We start from the raw sequence: 17,696 nt of genomic DNA, 5'->3' as shown, positions 1-17,696 counted from the left end.
GGAGAAACGGTAAAGGCTATTCCAGTGCGCATGCCCTCCCATCGCATAGGCGCCTCGGCCTGGGAATCCCTTTCAGGACTCTTCCGTTAGGCGGAAACCACTAGGCCTGTCCGATGGCGATACAACCTAGACGGATACTGGAACAAGTTCAGCCAAGCTGACTGAAAGAAGAAGGAGCTTCAATTTCAGAACGCGGCAGCGAGTACGCAGTGCATCCGCTCAAAGCGGAAACGCTCCGGAGCCGGCAGCAGGCGTGGCCTGCTTCAGAACTTGTTGTCCCTCGGAAACCCGTTCGGCGGCAGGCGGCCGGCGGCGCCGCGCGCCACCTTCCACATGACCATGTCCTTTTCGGTCCGGGTCCGGCCGCTCTCGCCGCCCATGGTCCACGACAGCCCCTCTTCCAGCCTGAGCGTCGTAACATCGGACATGCCACCGTCGCGGTAACGTTGCAGGGTAACGCCCTGCCCCTTGGCGAGCACGGGCAGCTCCTCGAGGCTGAAGATCACCAGCTTGCGGTTGTCGCCGACGACCGCGACGTGGTCGTGCTCGGGCGGGATCTCGCGCACGACGGCGAGGCGTACACCCGGCTTGGTGCTCATCACCGCGCGGCCCTTGCGGGTTTCCGCGAGCAGTTCATCGGCCTCTGCGGCAAAGCCCCGCCCGACATTCGAGGCCAGCAGCAGTTGCGCCTTGGGCCTGTAAGCCATGGCCGCGACGATCTGCGCATCAGCGTCTATGTCAACCATCGTCCTGATCGGCTCACCGAAGCCGCGCGCACCGGGCAGCTTGTCGGCGCCCAGGGTGTAGAAGCGCCCGCTGTCCACCGCGATCAGGATCTTGTCGGTCGTCTGCGCGTGGAATGCGAAAGCCGGGCCGTCGCCTTCCTTGAACTTGAAGTCGCCATCCAGCGGTACGTGCCCCTTGGCCCCGCGAATCCAGCCGCGCTGCGAGAGGATCACCGTCACCGGCTCCTTCTCGATCATCGCGTCCATGCTGAACTCGACCGTCGGCCTTGCCTGCGCGATCGTGGTGCGACGGCGGCCGAGCACCGTATCCTCGGCATAGTCCTTGCGCAGCGCGGTGAGATCGCGCTTGAGGCGGGTACGCTGCCGGGCGGGACTGTCGAGCAGCTTTTGCAGCTCGTCCTGCTCCCGAAGCAGATCCTCCCGCTCGTGCCGCAGCTCCATTTCCTCAAGCTTGCGCAAGCTGCGCAGACGCATGTTGAGGATCGCTTCGGCCTGCCGGTCGGTGAGGTTGAATTCGGCCATCATCACCGGCTTGGGCTCATCCTCGGTGCGGATGATCTCGATGATCCGGTCGAGGTTGAGGTAGGCAATGATATAGCCTTCGACCAGTTCCAGCCGCGAGGCGATCTTGTCGAGCCGGTGGCGGGTGCGGCGCAGCAGGATATCGATCTGGCTGTAGGTCCATTCCTGCAGCAACAGCTTCAGCCCCATGACCCCCGGCGTCCTGTGGGAATCCAGGACGTTGAGATTGAGGCTGAACTTCGATTCGAGGTCCGTCAGCCGGTAAAGGCTCTCTTTCAGCAGTTCGGGATCGACATTGCGGCTCTTGGGCACGAAGACGATGCGGACCTGCTCGTCGCTCTCGTCGCGAATGTCCTCCAGGATCGGCAGCTTGCGGTCGGCGATAAGCTGGGCGACCTGCTCGATCAGCTTGCCCTTGGCGAGCATGTAAGGGATTTCGCTGATGACGAGCTGCCACTGGCCGCCGCCCAGCTTTTCGATCCCCGTCTCTTCCCAGTTGCCCGCCTCGTCCCGTCCGGTCGAAAAGCGGCCGCGCATGCGGAAAGCGCCCTTGCCGGTCTCGTAAGCCTGCGAGATCGCGTCTGGGCTGTCGACGACCAGGCCGCCGGTGGCGAAGTCCGGCCCCTTGAACACTTCCATCAATTGGGCGTGCTCGGCGTGGGGATTGTCGATCAGCATCAACGTCGCGTCGATGATCTCGGCGACGTTATGGCTCGGGATCGAAGTCGCCATGCCGACCGCGATGCCGGTCGAGCCATTGGCAAGCAGGTTGGGGAACAGGCCGGGGAAGATCTCCGGTTCGCTTTCCTCGCCGTTGTAGGTGGGTACGAAATCGACCGTGCCCTCGTCCAGCCCGGACATGAGCTGGATCGCGGTCCGCGTCAGGCGCGCTTCGGTGTAGCGATAGGCCGCCGCGTTATCGCCATCGATATTGCCGAAGTTTCCCTGCCCCTCGACCAGCGGGTAACGCAGCGAGAAACTCTGCGCGAGGCGCACCATGGCATCGTAGACCGAAGCGTCGCCATGCGGGTGATATTTGCCGATCACGTCGCCAACGACGCGGGCCGACTTCTTGTAGGCACTCGCCGGATCGAGCTTCAGCTGCCGCATCGCCCAGAGCAGGCGCCGGTGTACCGGTTTCAGCCCGTCCCTGAGGTCCGGCAGCGACCGCGCCGTAATCGTGGACAGGGCATAGACAAGGTAACGCTCGGACAGAGCGGCATCGAACGGCGCATCGACGATGGCGTCAAAGGGATCGGATTCGTCTTCGGTCGTGGTCACCATGGCCCAACCGCACTAGCAACGCGACGGCCGGAGAGGAACTGGCGGAACCCGAGTTTTGCGCCGTTCATTGGTCTTTCGAAGACTCAATTCCAAGGAGATCACGAAATGGCCAAGCAAGTCCTCATCATCGCCAGCGACGGCTTCGAGCAATCGGAGCTGCTCAAGCCGCGCGAAGCCCTCGAAGCGGCGGGGATCGGAACGACGGTTGCCAGCCCCCAAAGCGGCGAGATCAAAGGCTGGAACCACACCGACTGGGGCGACAACGTGAAGGTCGACAAGGACATCGAAGATGTGCGTGCGAACGACTACGACGCGATCCTCGTGCCGGGAGGACAGATCAACCCGGACAAGCTGCGGATGAACCGGACGGCGGTGGAACTGGTGCACACCTTCTTTACCGCCGGCAAGACAGTAGCGGCGATCTGCCACGGCCCCTGGCTGCTGGCGGAGGCAGACGTGCTTGCCGGCCGCACCGTCACAAGCTGGCCCTCGATCCGCACCGACCTGCGCAATGCAGGGGCCAAGGTGGTGGACAAGGAAGTCGTGGTCGACGGCAATCTCATCACCAGCCGCAAGCCGGACGATATTCCCGCCTTTTCGAAAGCGGTCATCACGGCGGTTAACGAAACGGTGCAGGCCTGACGAGGTCCCGCGCGGGTCAGCCGATCTGCATGTCGTGCGAGATTCCGGGGATGCGCAGCTCGATCCCGTCGAGCGCCTCGGTCAGTTCGATCTGGCACGACAGGCGGCTGGTACGCGTCACCCCGGCAGCCAGATCAAGCATGTCCTCTTCATCGCTGGAGGCGGGAGCGAGCTTCTCGAACCACTCGGGCGCAACGATCACGTGACAGGTCGAGCAGGCCATCTGTCCCTCGCAGGTTCCCTCCAGCGGCATCCCGGCCGCCTGGGCCACATCGAGCAGGCACGCACCCGCCTCGGCCTCCACCGCGACCTTGTTTCCCTCGGCCGTCAAAAATCGGATTGTCAGCAATTCAGACTCCCTGCGCCGCTGCAGCGGCATCTATTTGCGCGCAGGCATCCTCGATTTCCCGGCCCGCAGTATACCTCCCGAATCCGAGACGGATAGAGGCTTTGGCGTCCTTTTCGCCAAGCCCCAGGGCACTGAGCACGTGGCTCGTCCGTCCGGATCCGCTGGCGCATGCCGACCCGGCCGAGAATGCCACGTTGCGCAAATCGGACATCAGGCGGGCGACGTCGAGGCCAGGGAGGCGCAAATTGAGATTGCCGTGCCAGCGCTGGTGCGCCGAACCGTTGAGCGTCCAACGCCCCAGGATCTCTCGCGCGCGCAACCATAGCGCCTCGATATGCGCGGCATCCTCTTTCATGCGCGCTTTGGACAATGCGGCGGCGGCTCCGAATCCCGCGCAGAGCGCCGGGCTCAGCGTGCCCGAGCGCAGTCCCTGCTCCTGCCCGCCGCCGTGGATCACCGGCGCCAGCTCGATGCCGTCGCGCACCCACAGCGCGCCGATGCCTTTCGGGCCATAGAGCTTGTGCGCGGAGACCGCGATCAGGTCGGCATTCGCGGGCGGAGCCATCTTGCCGACGCCCTGCACCGCATCGCACAGGAACAGCGCGCCGGCGGCATGGGCCGCCTCGGCCAGTTCCTCGACAGGCTGGATCGTGCCGATTTCGTTATTGACCTGCATCACCGCGACCAGACCTGCCTCCTCCCCCAGAGGCACCGAGGGATCGACCAGCCCTTCCCCGTCGACGGGAAGCACGGTCAGGCCCGGGTCGAGAACGGAAGCCGTATCGAGCACGGCGGCATGTTCGATGGCCGACACCGCAAGCCGCCGCGCGCGCGATCCGGCAAGCGCCAGATTCAGCGCCTCGGTCGCGCCTGAGGTGAAGACCACCTTTCCCCCCGGCGGCAGGATCGAGGCGACCTGTTCGCGCGCCGCTTCCACCGCAGCGGCAGCGGCGCGTCCCGGCCGGTGGGGGCTATGCGGATTGGCGAAACCCATGGTTCCGGGTCCGCCCAGCCATGGCAGCATTGCCTCGCGCGCCTCGGGCGCAAGCGGCGTTGTCGCCTGATAATCGAGGTAGATCATGCCGCCACCCCCAGGCCGGCGATCTGCTTCCACGCGGCAACGAACCTCTCGACGTCCGCCTCGCTTGTCTCGCGGCCGATCGAGACGCGGATGACTTCGGAGGGATGCGGATAGTCCATGGCCTCCAGCACATGGCTCGTCCTGAGCGAGCCCGAGGAGCAGGCGCTGCCCGCCGAGACCGCAATGCCCATCGCATCGAAGCGGATGAGCTGCGCGGCGGCGGACTTCCCAGGCATGCGATAGCTGCCGATCGTCACCGAGCGCATCGCGCCTGCCGCAACGACTTCTCCGCCGGCCTCGACGATCGCTCCTTCCAAAAGCCCGCGCAGACGCGCCGCTTCCTCTATCCAGCCGGAACCGGCCTCGAGCGCCGCCGCCATGGCGAGCACGCCCGGCAGGTTTTCCGTGCCCGGACGATAACCGCGCTCCTGACCGCCGCTGGGCTGAAGCAGGTTCCAGTGGCGCACCAGCAATGCGCCGACGCCGATGGGTCCGCCGAACTTGTGCGCGGAAAGCGCGATCAGGTCAGCGTCGGGCAAGGGTCTCTTGCCCGCCCCTTGCGCGCAATCGGCCAGAAGCACGCCGCCGGCGCGGCGCACCGTTTCGGCAATGTCCTCCAGCGTCTGCACGACACCCGTCTCGCTGTTGACCTGCTGGACGGCGACGAGCCCTTCCTCGGCGGCCTCCGCCGCGTCGATTCGCCCGCAGTCGTCCACCCCCAGACGGGCTGCTTCACCCGCGAGCCGAAGCACCGAATCATGCTCCACCGCCGAAACCGCGCGCAAAGGCGCCTTGCTGCGAGAAATCGCCAGCGCCAACGCCTCGCTCGCGCCCGAAGTGAAGATGACCTCGCCTTCCCAGCCCAGCGCCTGCTTCACCCGTGCGCGCGCATCCTCCAGCGCTGCGCGCGCCGCGCGCCCCTGCCGATGCGGGCTCGAGGGATTGGCCCACATCGCCGCGCCTTCCAGCCAGGCGTCGCGCGCGGCGGGCAGGAGCGGCGTGGTCGCCGCGTGGTCGAGATAGAGAGGTTCAGCCGGCATCGCTTGCAAAGTTGTTTTCAGGGCAAAGGCTTCTATATAGCGATCCGTGTCTTTTCCACTCCCGCTAACGGCAGGCGAGCGCAGATCGCAGCCCTTTGCGGGAGTTTCAACAGGTCAGGTCGTAAATACAAATGCCCGCAGTCATCTTTCCCGGTCCTGAAGGCCGCCTTGAAGGCCGGTTCCAGCCCGCTCCACGCCCCCGCGCACCGGTAGCCATGATCCTCCACCCACATCCGCAGGCGGGCGGAACGATGAACGACCGGATCACCCAGCACCTCTACAAGACATTCGTCAACCGCGGGTTCGCCACGCTGCGCTTCAATTTCCGTGGCGTCGGCCGCAGCCAGGGCAGCTTCGACAACGGCATCGGTGAGCTTTCGGACGCCGCCGCCGCGCTCGACTGGGTGCAGTCGATCCATGCGGAGGCCTCTACCACATGGATCGCTGGAACCAGCTTCGGCGCGCTGATCGGCATGCAGCTTCTGATGCGCCGACCGGAGATTCGCGGCTTCATCTCGGTCGCGCCGCCGGCGAACATGTACGACTTCAGCTTCCTGGCGCCCTGCCCGGCCTCCGGCATTATTATCCAGGGCACGGCCGACACGGTGGTAACGCCGAGCGCCGTCCAAAAGCTGGTCGACAAGCTGCGCACGCAGAAGCACATCACCATCCATCACGACGAGATCCCGCGCGCGAACCACTTTTTCGAGAATGAGACCGACGAGCTGATGCGCGCGGTCGACAATTATCTCGACATGCGCCTTGCGCCGGATTGTCCGATCAAGTGACGCCGCTGACTGGTATTCGCGCAGGCGAACGCCAGCTCTCCGCATCACCCTGAACGGGAAGATTTGAAAAGGTGTCGGATCACTCCGGCGCCTTTTCCGTTTCCGTGACCAGGGATTTCCCTTCCTGCGTCGGCACGGTCCAGATCACCACGTTCACCGCCATGACCGCCGCCAGCACGAGCATCAGCACCGCCTGCTTGCGATAGCCACCACGCCGGAACAGGGCGACGGCCCCCAGCACGAGGGCGATGGCAGTCAGTACGAGAAGGGAAATCGCGATGTCCATTTCCCATTGCTAGCGCAGCGGCGCGCGTGAGGCGAGCCGGTTTGACTTGTTCGCCCAGCGCCGCCAATTTCCGGCCATGCTCGATACACCCCCACATTCCAGTCGTTTGTCGCGTCGTTCGGCACTGCGGGTGCTGGCCGTTGGCACAGCAAGCCTCGCGCTGCCCGGCTGCGCCCGTACGCTCACCAGCCCGCCGGTCTCCACGCAAGCCGCTGCGCCCGGCGCCGCCACCCTTCTCGACCAGATCGCCTGGCGCCTGCTGCGACACGTCCCCGAAAGCGCGACCGGGCTCGGCGTCGACGTCGGCGAGCACGCCGGCTTGCGTTACCGTCTCGAAGACCGTTCAGCCGAAGGCAGGACCCAGCTCGCGCAGACCCTTCGCGAGGATCTCGCCCGGATCGAACGGGTCGACGCGGCCAGCCTGGACGCATCCACCCAAACCAGCCTCGCGGTCGTCCGAAGCGCATACCGGACCGCGCTCGACGGTTTCGCCCAGCCTTACGGGGACGTCGCGGTCGGCGGCTGGCGCAATGCGCCTTATGTCGTGATCCAGAATGTCGGCGCCTATCTCGACACGCCGCGCTTTCTCGACGCCGATCACCCGATCAGGACGCGCGAAGACGCGGACGCCTATCTCTCCCGGCTCGGCCAGATGGACGATCAGCTCGATGGCGAACTCGAACGGATGCGCAGCGCCGCCGCAATGGGCCTGATCCCGCCCGACTTCCTGCTCGACCGCGCGATCACGCAGATGACCGGCACCATCGCCGATGCGCGCGACGGCGGTGGCGGTCTCGTGCGTTCGCTGGTGGACCGCACCGGGTCGTTTCCCGGCAACTGGCAGACCGACGCGAAAAGCATCGTCGCCGGGCAGACGGTTCCCGCCCTCGAACGCCAGCTCACCGAACTCAAGCGCCAGCGCGCCCTCGCCACAAGCGACCCCGGCTTGCGCGAACGTCCCGGCGGCAGCGAATTCTATGCCTGGGCTTTGCGCACCAGCACCACGACGCATGTTCCGCCCGAGGAAGTCCATACGCGCGGCCTCGATCAGCTCGCGGCGCTCCACGCGCGGATGGACCCGATCCTGCGCTCGCTCGGTTATACCCGGGGTACTGTCGGCGCGCGCATGACGGCGCTGGGCAAGGACAGACGCTTCATGTTCGCCGAGGGCGATCCGGGCCGGGCGGAAATCCTTGCCTTCATCCGGAAACGCATCGACTGGATCCGCGCGCAGATGCCGCGCGCCTTCCGCGAACTCGTGCCCGGCAATGTCGAAGTGCGCCGGCTTCCGCCCGCCGAGGAACCGGGCGCGCCCACGGCCTATGGCGGAGCAGGCTCGAAGGACGGGACCGTCCCCGGCAAGATGTGGATCAATCTGCGCAGCACCGACCTGCACCGCAAGTACGACCTGCCCACGCTCGTCCATCACGAGGCGATCCCGGGCCACGTCTGGCAGGGCGAATACGCCAATCGCCTGCCGCTGATCCGTTCGATCCTGGCCTTCAATGCCTATTCGGAAGGTTGGGCGCTTTACGGCGAACAACTCGCCGATGAACTGGGCGCTTACGACGATGATCCGGTCGGCCGCCTCGGCTATCTGCAGTCAATCGCTTTCCGCGCCTGCCGCATGGTGGTGGACACGGGCCTCCACACCAAGGGCTGGACCCGCGAACAGGCGATCCGCTTCTTCATGGAGAAAAACGGGAACAAGCGCGAGGAAGTGGTCAATGAGGTGGACCGCTATTGTTCATGGCCGGGGCAGGCCTGCGGCTACAAGATGGGTCACAACGAGATCAACCGCCAACGCGACCGCGCGCAGGCGGTGCTGGGAACGGCCTATGACCTGAGGGACTTCGACCAGGCGGTGGTCGATGGCGGCAACGTGCCGCTCGACGTGCTGGCGGACAATGTCAGCCGCTATATCGCAAACGCGCGCAGGGCCTGAACGACATGTCCCAGCGGCTTTCACCGACCGCGACCTGTCAGAGCAGTCCCCGGGCCTCCAGATCCGCGCGCAGCCGGGCGGCGTCTGCAAAATGGTGGACATGCCACCCCAGTGCGGCGGCCGCCGCAACATTGGCGGCGTTGTCATCGATGAACAGCATCGCTTGCGGCGGATAACCGAAGCGACGCGCGGCTAGTTCGAAGATGCGCGCGTCAGGCTTGACCAGCTTCTCGTCCCCGGAAACGACAATGTCGCCGAACAGGTCGAGCAACGGCTCGCCCGCGCGGAACTCGCGCCAGAGCTCGCTGCCGAAATTGGTGATCGCGAAGAGCGGAAGATCGCGATCATTGAGTTCGCGCACGATCTCATAAGTGCCCGGAACCGCGCCGGGAATGGTTTCGAGAAAGCGCACGGCGTAAGCGTCAATCAGTTCGTCGTGGCCGGGAAACTCGGCCTTGCGCTCGGCGACCATGTCCGCGAGGGCGCGCCCGGCATCGTGCTGGAAATGCCACTCCTCGGTGACGACGGTGGAGCAGAACCAGTCGAGATGCCCGGCATCGTCGATCAGCTTGGCATAGAGGGCGCGCAGGTCCCACTGGATGAGCACGCGGCCCACGTCGAACACAACGGCTTTGATGCCTCCGGTTTCGTCATCGGCAGACATGACAAGACCCCCGCGAATGGCGGGGGCCATCATGTCTTCAACGAGAATGGCCCGTCCGCCGTTGATCCCCGCCGGTCATTGGCGGGGATGGACGAAACGAATCAGCCCTGGCGAGCCTTGAAGCGGCGATTGGTCTTGTTGATGACGTAAGTACGGCCGCGACGGCGGATCACGCGGTTGTCCCGGTGACGGTCCTTGAGCGACTTCAGGCTGTTGCGAATCTTCATCGTTTGTCTCGTCTGCGTCTGTCGGGCGGTTACCGACCGCGCCGGAAAATTGAAGTCGGGCCGTTAGGCGGCAGCGCCCGTAAAGTCAAGCGCCGCAGGCCGATCTCGTGCAGGAGAGTCACGAGCCGCTTGCATCCCCCCTCCCGCCGCTGCACACCGGGTTGCACCGCTACCGGAGAGGATAAAATGCGCAAGTTCCTGCAAACCGTCGGAGGCGCTGCAACCTTAGCCATCGCAACCGCACTTGCCGGCTGTGTGGCACCTGTCGGTCCTGTCGAAGTTACGCGCTTCCATGCCCCGGACGCGATCCCGCTGCGCCAGGGCACGATCAGCGTCGAACCGGCGCCGGGCCAGGAGGGCGGCATCGAGTTTCGCACTTACGCGGGCGCCGTCATGCGCGAGCTGACGCGCCTCGGCTATTCCGACGCGGCCCAAGCCGGCGCGCCGGGCCAGCAGGTCGCGACGCTTTCGATCGAGCGCCACCGGTATCGCCCCGGACGCGACGGCAGCCCCGTCTCGGTCGGTGTCGGCGGCAGTACCGGCAGCTACGGATCGGGTCTCGGCGTAGGCCTCGGCATCAACCTTTCCGGTCCGCCGCCCGAGCAGGTCGAGACGCGGATGCACGTCATGATCCGCGAACGCGACAGCGGCCGCACGATCTGGGAAGGCCGCGCGAGTTTCGCTGTGCGCGCCGACTCCCCCCTCGCCCAGACCCCGCTCGGCGCGGCGAAAATGGCCGAGGCGCTGTTCAAGGACTTTCCGGGGCAGTCAGGCGAAACTATTCTCGTGAAATGAGCGACATCCAGATCAGCGCCGCATTCGATTCCGGAAACATCGAAGTTCTCTCCATCGACGGCACAGAGGCGCGCCTTGCCATCCGGCGCGACCGGGATTCGGATTTCTTTCAGTGGTTCCACTTCCGCGTCAGCGGCGCCGGAGGGCGCGAACTGACGTTGCGGATCACCGGTCTCAACCAGTCCGCCTATCCGCTGGGCTGGTCCCGTTACAACGCAGCGGTATCCGAAGACCGACATTTCTGGGGCCGCGCCGCGAGCCAGTGGGACGAGAGCCGGGAAGGCGGTACGCTGACCGTGACCTACCGTCCCTCCGGCGACCTTGCCTGGCTCGCCTATTTCGCGCCCTATTCCATGGAGCGACACCACGACCTGATCGCGCGCGCGGCCAGTGCGGGCAGCGCCGAGTACCGATGTCTCGGCACCACGCTCGACGGCCAGCCGATCGACTGCCTGGAGATGGGCGTGGGGCCAGTGCAGGTCTGGCTCTATGCCCGCCAGCATCCGGGCGAGACAATGGCCGAATGGTGGATGGAAGGCGCGCTTGAGCTGCTGAACGCCCCGGCAAGCTCCGTGGCACGCGAACTGCGACGGCGCTGCCGCTTCCATATCGTGCCCAACGCCAACCCCGATGGCTCTCGCCGGGGCCACCTGCGCACCAACGCCATCGGCGTGAACCTCAACCGCGAATGGCACAATCCCACCGCCGAACGCTCACCCGAGGTTCTGGGGCTGCGCAGCGCCATGGATGCGAGCGGCGTGGACTTTGCGATGGACGTTCACGGCGACGAGGCCATCCCGGCGGTGTTCCTCGCCGGCTTCGAGGGCATACCCTCGCTCAAGCCGGAGCAACGCGATGGCTACAACCGCTTTGCCGAATTGCTCGAGCGGCGCACCCCCGATTTCCAGACCAGACTCGGCTATCCGGTCGCGCAGCCTGGCAAGGGCAACCTGACGATGTCGACCAACCAGGTCGCCGAGCGTTTTGGCTGCGTGGCGATGACGCTGGAGATGCCGTTCAAGGACCACAACCCCGCGCCCGCCCCACGTCAGGAGTGGAGCCCCGAGCGATCGAAACAGCTGGGCCGGGATTGCCTGGGCGCGCTGCTGGAGTGGCTGGTGGAACGCGAGAGGGCCGCGTAGCTCGCATGCGCGAATCGGCACGGCACCGGGCCAACGCCTCCGTCTCCCGCGCGCTACCCGAGACTCGCCGGCCCGAAGGCATGGGGCAGCAGTTCCGATAGACGCAGTTCCAGCACGCCTTGCGCCCCCTCGCACCAGACCACCGGATCGGTACCGCCAAGCTGTGCCAGTTCGTTGAGGACCTGACGGCAGCGCCCGCAGGGCGTCACCGCCGCGCCCTCACCCGGCGCGCCCGGCGCTCCGCCAACCACGGCGACGGCTTCGAGCCCGCTGCGCCGCGCCGCCGAGAGAACCTTCGCCGCCGCCACCGTCTCCGCGCATAGCGAAAGGCCATAACTCGCGTTCTCGACATTGGCACCGGTCACCACCGACCCGTCCGTCAACAACAGCGCCGCGCCTACGTGAAAGTTCGAATAGGGCGCATAGGCACCCCTCGCCGCGTCCCGGGCGGCTGCGATCAGGGCATCTCGCTTCTCCAGGGTCATGGGTGGACGACAACCCATCGCAGCCCGTTCGCCGCGATCTCGTTCGCGAACGAGGAGTTGGCGGTCCACATCGTCCACGGCCGTCCGCCGTAACCGGGCAGAAAGCGGTCGCGCTCCAGCCATAGGTTGCGGTCGAGCTTGCCGGCGACACCATAGCGCGATTCGAACTGCCGCGAGACCTTCAGCATCACCGGTTTGCCGGTATGCGTCTCTACCTGGTTGAGGAATGTCATCAGTTCGCTTTCGACCTTTGCGTCGGAAACACGCAAGGGGCAATCATCTGCGAGCATGTCGAGGTCCACCGCCGGGGGCAGCAGGTCCGGATCGCGCGGCACGGTCGTAACGAAGTTGGCCGCCTGCTTCTCCGCCGGCTGGCAAGGATCGTAGCGGTGTACCGCGCCGACCTGCATCTCCTCGGCCCTCGCCGCCTCGAAGTTCGTCACGAACCGCGGGTCGCGCGCGAAAGCACTGACGCTGGCGTCGATATAGACGAAGTCGGCGCCGATCGCCTTGATCGACTTCCAGTTCACAAGCCCATCGTCGACGCCGATCTCCACGCCCTGCATGGGATATGTCGCGCGATCGGGCAGCCAGTGGCGCAAGTGCCACCAGCCCCATGCACCTGCGATCATTGCAACAAGAAGCAGCGCGCCCAGTATGCGCAGCTTCGTTCCGGCTCCGCGCCCACGCGCCCTGCCGGCGTTCCGTTTCCTTGCCATGCCTGCCCCCTCACCCGCGAATATGCAGGACGCAGATCAGGGTGAAAAGACGCCGCGCGGTGGGAAAGTCGGTCTCCACCTTGCCTTCCAGCCGTTCGAGCAGGAGTTCCGCCGCATTGTTGTGGACACCGCGCCGGGCCATGTCGATGGTCTCGATCTCCTGCGGGGTCGCCTTGCGAATCGCCTGGTAATAGCTCTCGCAAATCGCGAAATATTCGCGGATCGGACGGCGGAAACGGGCAAGCCCCAGCACTATCGCCTCGAGCGGTTCGCCCGCTTCATCGAATACTTCCATGAGCAGCCGCCCATCGCGCACCGAAAGGCGCAAATGGTATGGCCCCGCCTGACCGTTGGCAAAGCTGCGCGCCGGCTTGAAGACGTTGTCCTCGATCAGGTCGAAGATGGCTATGCGCCGTTCCTGCTCGATATCGGCGTTGCGCCACAGAATGGTCGCGTCGTCCAGTTCGATATGCGTGATGCGCGGGTCCGCCATGATGCAATGGCCCTTTACGCGCTTGCAGCATGGGCCGGCAAGCCCGAGAGCGTCCGTCCACAAGCTGTGGATGAAAAAGGGGTCAATCCCCGCTTGCTGGCAGCCGCGGACGGGAGCATGGTCCGCCGCCTTATGCCCCAGGATCAGATTCTTCTTCGCGTCACCGAATCTCCCGCTTCCGCCGAGGGCCGTGCATTGCCCTCGAACGTCGAGGCGGAAGCAGCGTTCCTTGGCGCCGTGCTGATCGACAACCGCGTTATCGAGGAACTGCAGACCCAACTCGGGCCTCAACACTTCTTCGAGCCGGTCCATGCCCGAATCTACGAGCGGATTCTTCATCTGCTGGACCGCAAGGCCGTGGTCACGCCGGTGACGCTGCGGCCCTATTTCGAAGCGGACGAGCAGCTGAAGGCGCTGGGCGGCGTGTCCTACCTCGCGCGCCTTACCGCCGATGGCCAGGGCCTTCTCGCCCCGCGCGAGTTGGCCGAGCAGATCTATGACCTGGCCCTGCTGCGCGAGCTGATCTCGGTCGGGCGCGGCCTGGTCGAAGGGGCCATGGACACGTCCGAGTCGGTCGAGCCGATGGAGCAGGTCGAGCGGGCGGAAGCCGCACTCTACAAGGTGGCCGAAGGCGCCGCCGCCAGCAACGAGGCGCAGAGCTTCGGCGTCGCCACCCGCACCGCCATCCAGTCCATCGAAAAGGCGTTCAACTCGGGCGGCCATATCTCGGGCAAGACCACCGGCCTCACCTCGGTCAACGAGCGGATCGGCGGCCTCCACGATTCCGACCTCATCATCCTTGCCGGACGGCCCGGCATGGGCAAGACCTCGCTTGTCACAAACATCGCCTTCAACACGGCCCAGCGCTTTGTCGACGACACCGAGCGCGACGGTATCGATCCGGCCAAGTCGGTTGGCGCGCCCGTCGCATTCTTCAGCCTGGAAATGAGCGCGGACCAGCTGGCGACACGTATCCTGGCCGAGCAGTCGAACATCAGTTCCGAAGCCCTGCGCATGGGCAAGATCAGCCGCGAGGATTTCCAGCAATTGTCCTTCGCCAGCCAGCGGCTGGCCGAACTGCCGCTTTACATCGACGATACGCCGGGCCTCTCGATCGCCGCGCTGCGCACCCGCGCGCGGCGCCTGAAGCGCCGCTATGACATCGGCCTGGTCGTTATCGACTATCTGCAACTTCTCCAGGGTTCGGGCCGCGCTAACGACAACCGGGTCAACGAGATTTCGGAAATCTCCCGCGGCCTGAAAACGCTGGCCAAGGAACTGCACGTCCCCGTGATCGCCCTGTCGCAGCTCTCGCGCGCGGTCGAGCAACGCGACGACAAGCGGCCCATGCTCTCGGACTTGCGCGAATCAGGCTCCATCGAGCAGGACGCCGACATGGTCTGGTTCGTCTATCGCGAGGACTATTATGTGAAGGCGACCGAACCGAAGTTCCCCAGCGATACGGATTCCCCGGACGTGCGCGAAAAGTGGGAACTCTGGCGCCAGAAGATGGAGGAAGTCACCGGACTTTCCGAACTGATCATCGCCAAGCAGCGCCACGGCGCCACCGGCAAGGTGCGCCTGCGTTTCGAGGCGCGCATCACCAAGTTCTCCGACCTCGCCGCGGACGAAATGCGCGCCGCGTATGAAAGTGACTGACCCGAAGGTTTTGCTGATCGCCGGGGGAAGCGGCTCCATCGGCAGTGCGATCGCGCACCTTGCGCTCGATCAAGGCTGGAAAGTCGCCGTCCACGGCCGCAGCGAGGACAAGGTCCACGCCCTCGTTGCCGGGCTTTCGGACGAAGGCGTGATCGAGGGTTTCATCACCGATATCTGGGAAGACGATGCGGCCGAAACGCTGATCGCCGAGGTCGCGGAGCATTATGGGCGGATCGACGCCGTGATCGATTGCACGGCGACCGGCCCGCTCGGGATAACCGGGCTGTTTCCGGACACGTCGCCCGAGGCTTTCACGGACTTTCTGGACGTTTCCGTGGGCTGGTTCGAGCGGCTTGCCCACGCGGCCTACGGCTTCCTCGCGCAGGAAGGCGGCACGCTGATCGCTTTCGTCTCGGATGCGGGAATCTTCGCCGCGCGCCGCCAGACGCTGATCGGCGCGGCGCGCGCGGCCACCATCGGTTTCGTCCGCAACCTCGCGGTCGAGGCCGCCCGTGACGGCATCCGCGTCCACGCCATATCGCCCAGCTTCGTCCAGGGCAGCGACAGCGCCCGGCGCATGGGTTCCGAGCGCATGGCCCGGGCCGCCAACCGCGCCGGCCTCGGCCTGCCCGGCGCCGAGGACATCGCGCCGCTGGCGCTGTTCCTGTGCGGCGACGCGGCCCGCAAGGTTACCGGTCAGGTGATCAGCGTGAACGGCGGGCTCAATGCCTGATCCCCGGATACGATCCGGCGTGCCCGCATTGACCAACCATCCGCAGGGGCGATACTTGCGGCCTGCAAGCGAAGCCCCGCCACAAATGCGCGGCGATTTCGGCTAGCGAGGCCGCCAACTCGATTCGCCACACGCGGGAGATTTCGCCAATGAAAATCGACAACACCATCGCCGCTATCGTCACCGGAGGCGCCTCCGGCCTCGGCCGTGCCAGCGCCAAGGCCCTGGCGGATGCCGGCGTCAAGGTCGCCATCTTCGACATCAGCGAGGAAGCGGGCGAAGCCTTCGCCGAGGAAATCGGCGGCGTGTTCTGCAACGTCAACATCCTCGACGAGGAGAGCGTCGAAGCCGGCTTCGCCAAGGCGCGCGAAGCGCACGGTCAGGAACGCGTCGTCGTCCACTGCGCCGTTGTGGCCGGCGGCGGTAAGACCGTCTCGTTCGACAAGAAGACCGGCGCCTACAAGCGCACGCCCACCGAGCAGATCGCCAGGTCGGCTGAAGGAATCTTCACCGCGAGCTACCGGATCGCCTCGATCGCGGCCCTGGGCATGGCCAATGCCGAACCCCTCAACGACGACGGCGAGCGCGGCAGCATCATCTTCACATCCTCGGCCGCCTCGCAGGACGGCCAGGTCGGCCAGGTGGCCTATGGTGGCGGCAAGGGCGCGGTGAACGCCATGGTGCTGCCGATGGCGCGGGATCTCATGGACCTCGGCATCCGCGTCAACGCGATCCTGCCCGGCACCTTCGCCACCCCGCCCATGCTGCGCGTCAAGGAAATGGCACCCGAGGTTTTCGATGGCCTGGGCAAGGCAGTGCCTTTCCCGAAGCGTCTCGGCAATCCGGAGGAATTCGCCTCGCTGGTTATGGAGCTTTCGCGCAACACCTACCTGAACGGCCAGTGCATCCGCCTGGACGGCGCGATCCGCATGCCGCCGAAGTAAGCAACCTCTACCAGCATACACCGACAGGGCCGCGCCGCGAGGCGCGGCCCATTTTTTTACAGAGCGTGCAGTGGCGACGCAGATCGGGCGCCATGAATGAGCAACGTGCCCAAAGGTGTCAGGCAGCTTCAGAACCGATAACTTGCCTCGATACCATACATTCTTGGCTCACCGAAAAATCGAGTAACATAGCCAAAGGCTGAGCCATTAGTGCTATTCAGAGAATACGTCTTGTTGGTGATATTTCTCGCGTACACCGCGACATCAATCTGGGTATCTGCAACATTGGTATATTCGATACGGCCGTTCAACAGGCCGTAGGACGGGATGAACGTTTGGGGCTCTTCCTCGAAATTAATAAAATAGCCTTTGCGCCACGAATAAAATATCGATGGTGTAATCTTGCTGTTGCCTACTTCAATCCCGTAGGATCCTGTTAGCGTATAGGTGAATTTTGGCTGGGAGTTGTAACTTGCACCGGCAACGTCGCGCGCCACAGTATTGCTATCAATTACGGTCCCGCGCGTGAACTTGCCATCGAAGTAATTAAAGGTTGCGCCCAAAGACAGGTTGTGCACTGGCGAGACAATGAGCTCTGCTTCGCCACCCCACAATCGTGCCTTGCCAACCGTTTGGGTGAGCGACTGGGGTCCTGCAACAGGATCGATCAGAACGCTTGTCAGTTGCAGTCCGTCATACCAATCATGAAAGCCGGATGCATTGAAGCGCACGTCAACATTCCCAAGCCTCTGCTGCACTTTCAAGCCAAGCTCAATGTCGTCCAGCTTTTCAGGCGTAAAAATGAACTGGCTGCCGGAAAAGTCGGAAGTCGAGTTGAAGCCACCAGACTTGTAGCCGTGACGCAGCGCGCCATAGAACAGCAGGCCAGGTGCCGGTTTCCAGTCGAGTGTGGCGACATAGTTACCAGCGCTGAACTTCGCGCGTCCCCGGCGCGTGCAGGAAGCGGGATCAACCGTGACACCGTCAGCCAATGGACTGGAGAGCAAGGAACAGGCAACGGTACCGGGAGGCACACCTAAAATATTGCCTGTAGCGCGACAAACTGGATGAGGTTTGCGCGTCAATCAGGATGAGAATGTGATTGTCGCGGCGCGTCATTGAGTGCCGATTTTAATTGCCGCTGGCAAGGCT

The 17,696-nt window shown here is 64.8% G+C and carries 19 protein-coding genes; 8 read left to right on the top strand and 11 right to left on the bottom strand.

Annotated elements, in window-relative coordinates:
- Positions 1-263: 263 nt before the first annotated feature.
- Positions 264-2,552: a DNA topoisomerase IV subunit A gene (gene parC, locus IEX32_RS18725; RefSeq protein ID WP_188773065.1), complete on the bottom strand. Its 2,289-nt coding sequence runs from the start codon at positions 2,550-2,552 to the stop codon at positions 264-266.
- A gap of 105 nt (positions 2,553-2,657) precedes the next feature.
- On the opposite strand from parC, the gene IEX32_RS18720 reads away from it, so the two are divergent.
- A complete protein-coding gene (locus IEX32_RS18720; protein ID WP_188773064.1) occupies positions 2,658-3,194 on the top strand; it encodes a type 1 glutamine amidotransferase domain-containing protein in 537 nt (178 codons plus the stop codon).
- A 16-nt stretch (positions 3,195-3,210) separates the two neighbouring features.
- On the opposite strand, the gene IEX32_RS18715 is transcribed toward IEX32_RS18720, so the two are convergent.
- From IEX32_RS18715 to IEX32_RS18705, 3 genes are read right to left on the bottom strand one after another with little or no spacing between them, the layout of a single operon-like run.
- Positions 3,211-3,573 (bottom strand): 2Fe-2S iron-sulfur cluster-binding protein, encoded by a 363-nt coding sequence (locus IEX32_RS18715; RefSeq protein WP_188773063.1) that lies wholly within the window; start codon positions 3,571-3,573, stop codon positions 3,211-3,213.
- Entirely contained in the window at positions 3,545-4,624 is a 1,080-nt protein-coding gene (locus tag IEX32_RS18710; protein ID WP_188773062.1) for a cysteine desulfurase family protein, read from the bottom strand. Before IEX32_RS18710 ends, IEX32_RS18715 begins: the two co-directional genes overlap by 29 nt.
- Positions 4,621-5,664, bottom strand: coding sequence for a cysteine desulfurase family protein (locus IEX32_RS18705; RefSeq protein ID WP_188773061.1), 1,044 nt, complete (start codon positions 5,662-5,664; stop codon positions 4,621-4,623). The genes IEX32_RS18710 and IEX32_RS18705 overlap by 4 nt, the downstream gene beginning before the upstream one ends.
- 131 nt (positions 5,665-5,795) lie before the next feature.
- On the opposite strand from IEX32_RS18705, the gene IEX32_RS18700 reads away from it, so the two are divergent.
- The gene (locus IEX32_RS18700) at positions 5,796-6,452 is read left to right on the top strand and encodes an alpha/beta hydrolase (RefSeq protein ID WP_188773060.1); all 657 of its coding nucleotides are present in this window, start codon (positions 5,796-5,798) and stop codon (positions 6,450-6,452) included.
- A gap of 79 nt (positions 6,453-6,531) precedes the next feature.
- On the opposite strand, the gene IEX32_RS18695 is transcribed toward IEX32_RS18700, so the two are convergent.
- Positions 6,532-6,738 carry a hypothetical protein gene (locus tag IEX32_RS18695; protein ID WP_188773059.1) on the bottom strand — a complete coding sequence of 69 codons (207 nt, stop codon included), beginning with the start codon at positions 6,736-6,738 and terminating at the stop codon, positions 6,532-6,534.
- A gap of 76 nt (positions 6,739-6,814) precedes the next feature.
- Here IEX32_RS18695 and IEX32_RS18690 point away from each other — a divergent pair, with 76 nt between their 5' ends.
- Positions 6,815-8,683, top strand: a complete 1,869-nt coding sequence (locus IEX32_RS18690) for a DUF885 domain-containing protein (protein WP_188773058.1) — start codon at positions 6,815-6,817, stop codon at positions 8,681-8,683.
- Positions 8,684-8,720: 37 nt separating this feature from the next.
- Here IEX32_RS18690 and IEX32_RS18685 read toward each other — a convergent pair whose 3' ends face one another.
- On the bottom strand, positions 8,721-9,347 hold the full coding sequence (locus IEX32_RS18685) for an HAD-IA family hydrolase (RefSeq protein WP_188773057.1): 627 nt from the start codon (positions 9,345-9,347) through the stop codon (positions 8,721-8,723).
- Positions 9,348-9,448: 101 nt separating this feature from the next.
- Positions 9,449-9,574, bottom strand: a complete 126-nt coding sequence (gene ykgO, locus IEX32_RS18680) for a type B 50S ribosomal protein L36 (protein WP_003046794.1) — start codon at positions 9,572-9,574, stop codon at positions 9,449-9,451.
- A gap of 186 nt (positions 9,575-9,760) precedes the next feature.
- On the opposite strand from ykgO, the gene IEX32_RS18675 reads away from it, so the two are divergent.
- Together IEX32_RS18675 and IEX32_RS18670 are read left to right on the top strand one after the other, a co-directional pair.
- Positions 9,761-10,369 carry a DUF4136 domain-containing protein gene (locus tag IEX32_RS18675; protein WP_188773056.1) on the top strand — a complete coding sequence of 203 codons (609 nt, stop codon included), beginning with the start codon at positions 9,761-9,763 and terminating at the stop codon, positions 10,367-10,369.
- The gene (locus IEX32_RS18670; RefSeq protein ID WP_188773055.1) at positions 10,366-11,511 is read left to right on the top strand and encodes a M14 family metallopeptidase; all 1,146 of its coding nucleotides are present in this window, start codon (positions 10,366-10,368) and stop codon (positions 11,509-11,511) included. Before IEX32_RS18675 ends, IEX32_RS18670 begins: the two co-directional genes overlap by 4 nt.
- A 53-nt stretch (positions 11,512-11,564) precedes the next feature.
- Here the strand turns inward: IEX32_RS18670 and IEX32_RS18665 are convergent, their stop codons facing one another.
- From IEX32_RS18665 to IEX32_RS18655, 3 genes are read right to left on the bottom strand one after another with little or no spacing between them, the layout of a single operon-like run.
- Positions 11,565-11,996, bottom strand: coding sequence for a cytidine deaminase (locus tag IEX32_RS18665; protein ID WP_188773054.1), 432 nt, complete (start codon positions 11,994-11,996; stop codon positions 11,565-11,567).
- Positions 11,993-12,715, bottom strand: coding sequence for a glycoside hydrolase family 25 protein (locus IEX32_RS18660; protein WP_188773053.1), 723 nt, complete (start codon positions 12,713-12,715; stop codon positions 11,993-11,995). The genes IEX32_RS18665 and IEX32_RS18660 overlap by 4 nt, the downstream gene beginning before the upstream one ends.
- A gap of 10 nt (positions 12,716-12,725) precedes the next feature.
- A complete protein-coding gene (locus tag IEX32_RS18655; RefSeq protein ID WP_188773052.1) occupies positions 12,726-13,208 on the bottom strand; it encodes a UPF0262 family protein in 483 nt (160 codons plus the stop codon).
- 132 nt (positions 13,209-13,340) lie between these two features.
- On the opposite strand from IEX32_RS18655, the gene IEX32_RS18650 reads away from it, so the two are divergent.
- From IEX32_RS18650 to IEX32_RS18640, 3 genes are all read left to right on the top strand, one after another.
- Positions 13,341-14,867 (top strand): replicative DNA helicase, encoded by a 1,527-nt coding sequence (locus tag IEX32_RS18650; RefSeq protein WP_188773066.1) that lies wholly within the window; start codon positions 13,341-13,343, stop codon positions 14,865-14,867.
- A complete protein-coding gene (locus IEX32_RS18645; RefSeq protein ID WP_188773051.1) occupies positions 14,860-15,600 on the top strand; it encodes an SDR family NAD(P)-dependent oxidoreductase in 741 nt (246 codons plus the stop codon). Before IEX32_RS18650 ends, IEX32_RS18645 begins: the two co-directional genes overlap by 8 nt.
- A 149-nt stretch (positions 15,601-15,749) precedes the next feature.
- Positions 15,750-16,544, top strand: coding sequence for an SDR family oxidoreductase (locus tag IEX32_RS18640; protein ID WP_188773050.1), 795 nt, complete (start codon positions 15,750-15,752; stop codon positions 16,542-16,544).
- 128 nt (positions 16,545-16,672) lie between these two features.
- Here IEX32_RS18640 and IEX32_RS18635 read toward each other — a convergent pair whose 3' ends face one another.
- Positions 16,673-17,629 (bottom strand): TonB-dependent receptor domain-containing protein, encoded by a 957-nt coding sequence (locus tag IEX32_RS18635; protein WP_188773049.1) that lies wholly within the window; start codon positions 17,627-17,629, stop codon positions 16,673-16,675.
- Positions 17,630-17,696: the final 67 nt, after the last annotated feature.

It is taken from the genome of Novosphingobium endophyticum, assembly GCF_014640675.1.
GTDB lineage: Bacteria > Pseudomonadota > Alphaproteobacteria > Sphingomonadales > Sphingomonadaceae > Novosphingobium > Novosphingobium endophyticum.
Note: the sequence above shows the minus strand (reverse complement) of the source record. Positions and strands in the feature narration are given on the sequence as shown.

Coding starts and splice junctions, on each gene's coding strand:
- parC (WP_188773065.1), bottom strand. CDS start 2,552: ATGGTGACCACGACCGAAGACGAATCCGATCCCTTTGACGCCATCGTC.
- IEX32_RS18720 (WP_188773064.1), top strand. CDS start 2,658: ATGGCCAAGCAAGTCCTCATCATCGCCAGCGACGGCTTCGAGCAATCG.
- IEX32_RS18715 (WP_188773063.1), bottom strand. CDS start 3,573: ATGCCGCTGCAGCGGCGCAGGGAGTCTGAATTGCTGACAATCCGATTT.
- IEX32_RS18710 (WP_188773062.1), bottom strand. CDS start 4,624: ATGATCTACCTCGATTATCAGGCGACAACGCCGCTTGCGCCCGAGGCG.
- IEX32_RS18705 (WP_188773061.1), bottom strand. CDS start 5,664: ATGCCGGCTGAACCTCTCTATCTCGACCACGCGGCGACCACGCCGCTC.
- IEX32_RS18700 (WP_188773060.1), top strand. CDS start 5,796: ATGCCCGCAGTCATCTTTCCCGGTCCTGAAGGCCGCCTTGAAGGCCGG.
- IEX32_RS18695 (WP_188773059.1), bottom strand. CDS start 6,738: ATGGACATCGCGATTTCCCTTCTCGTACTGACTGCCATCGCCCTCGTG.
- IEX32_RS18690 (WP_188773058.1), top strand. CDS start 6,815: ATGCTCGATACACCCCCACATTCCAGTCGTTTGTCGCGTCGTTCGGCA.
- IEX32_RS18685 (WP_188773057.1), bottom strand. CDS start 9,347: ATGTCTGCCGATGACGAAACCGGAGGCATCAAAGCCGTTGTGTTCGAC.
- ykgO (WP_003046794.1), bottom strand. CDS start 9,574: ATGAAGATTCGCAACAGCCTGAAGTCGCTCAAGGACCGTCACCGGGAC.
- IEX32_RS18675 (WP_188773056.1), top strand. CDS start 9,761: ATGCGCAAGTTCCTGCAAACCGTCGGAGGCGCTGCAACCTTAGCCATC.
- IEX32_RS18670 (WP_188773055.1), top strand. CDS start 10,366: ATGAGCGACATCCAGATCAGCGCCGCATTCGATTCCGGAAACATCGAA.
- IEX32_RS18665 (WP_188773054.1), bottom strand. CDS start 11,996: ATGACCCTGGAGAAGCGAGATGCCCTGATCGCAGCCGCCCGGGACGCG.
- IEX32_RS18660 (WP_188773053.1), bottom strand. CDS start 12,715: ATGGCAAGGAAACGGAACGCCGGCAGGGCGCGTGGGCGCGGAGCCGGA.
- IEX32_RS18655 (WP_188773052.1), bottom strand. CDS start 13,208: ATGGCGGACCCGCGCATCACGCATATCGAACTGGACGACGCGACCATT.
- IEX32_RS18650 (WP_188773066.1), top strand. CDS start 13,341: ATGCCCCAGGATCAGATTCTTCTTCGCGTCACCGAATCTCCCGCTTCC.
- IEX32_RS18640 (WP_188773050.1), top strand. CDS start 15,750: ATGAAAATCGACAACACCATCGCCGCTATCGTCACCGGAGGCGCCTCC.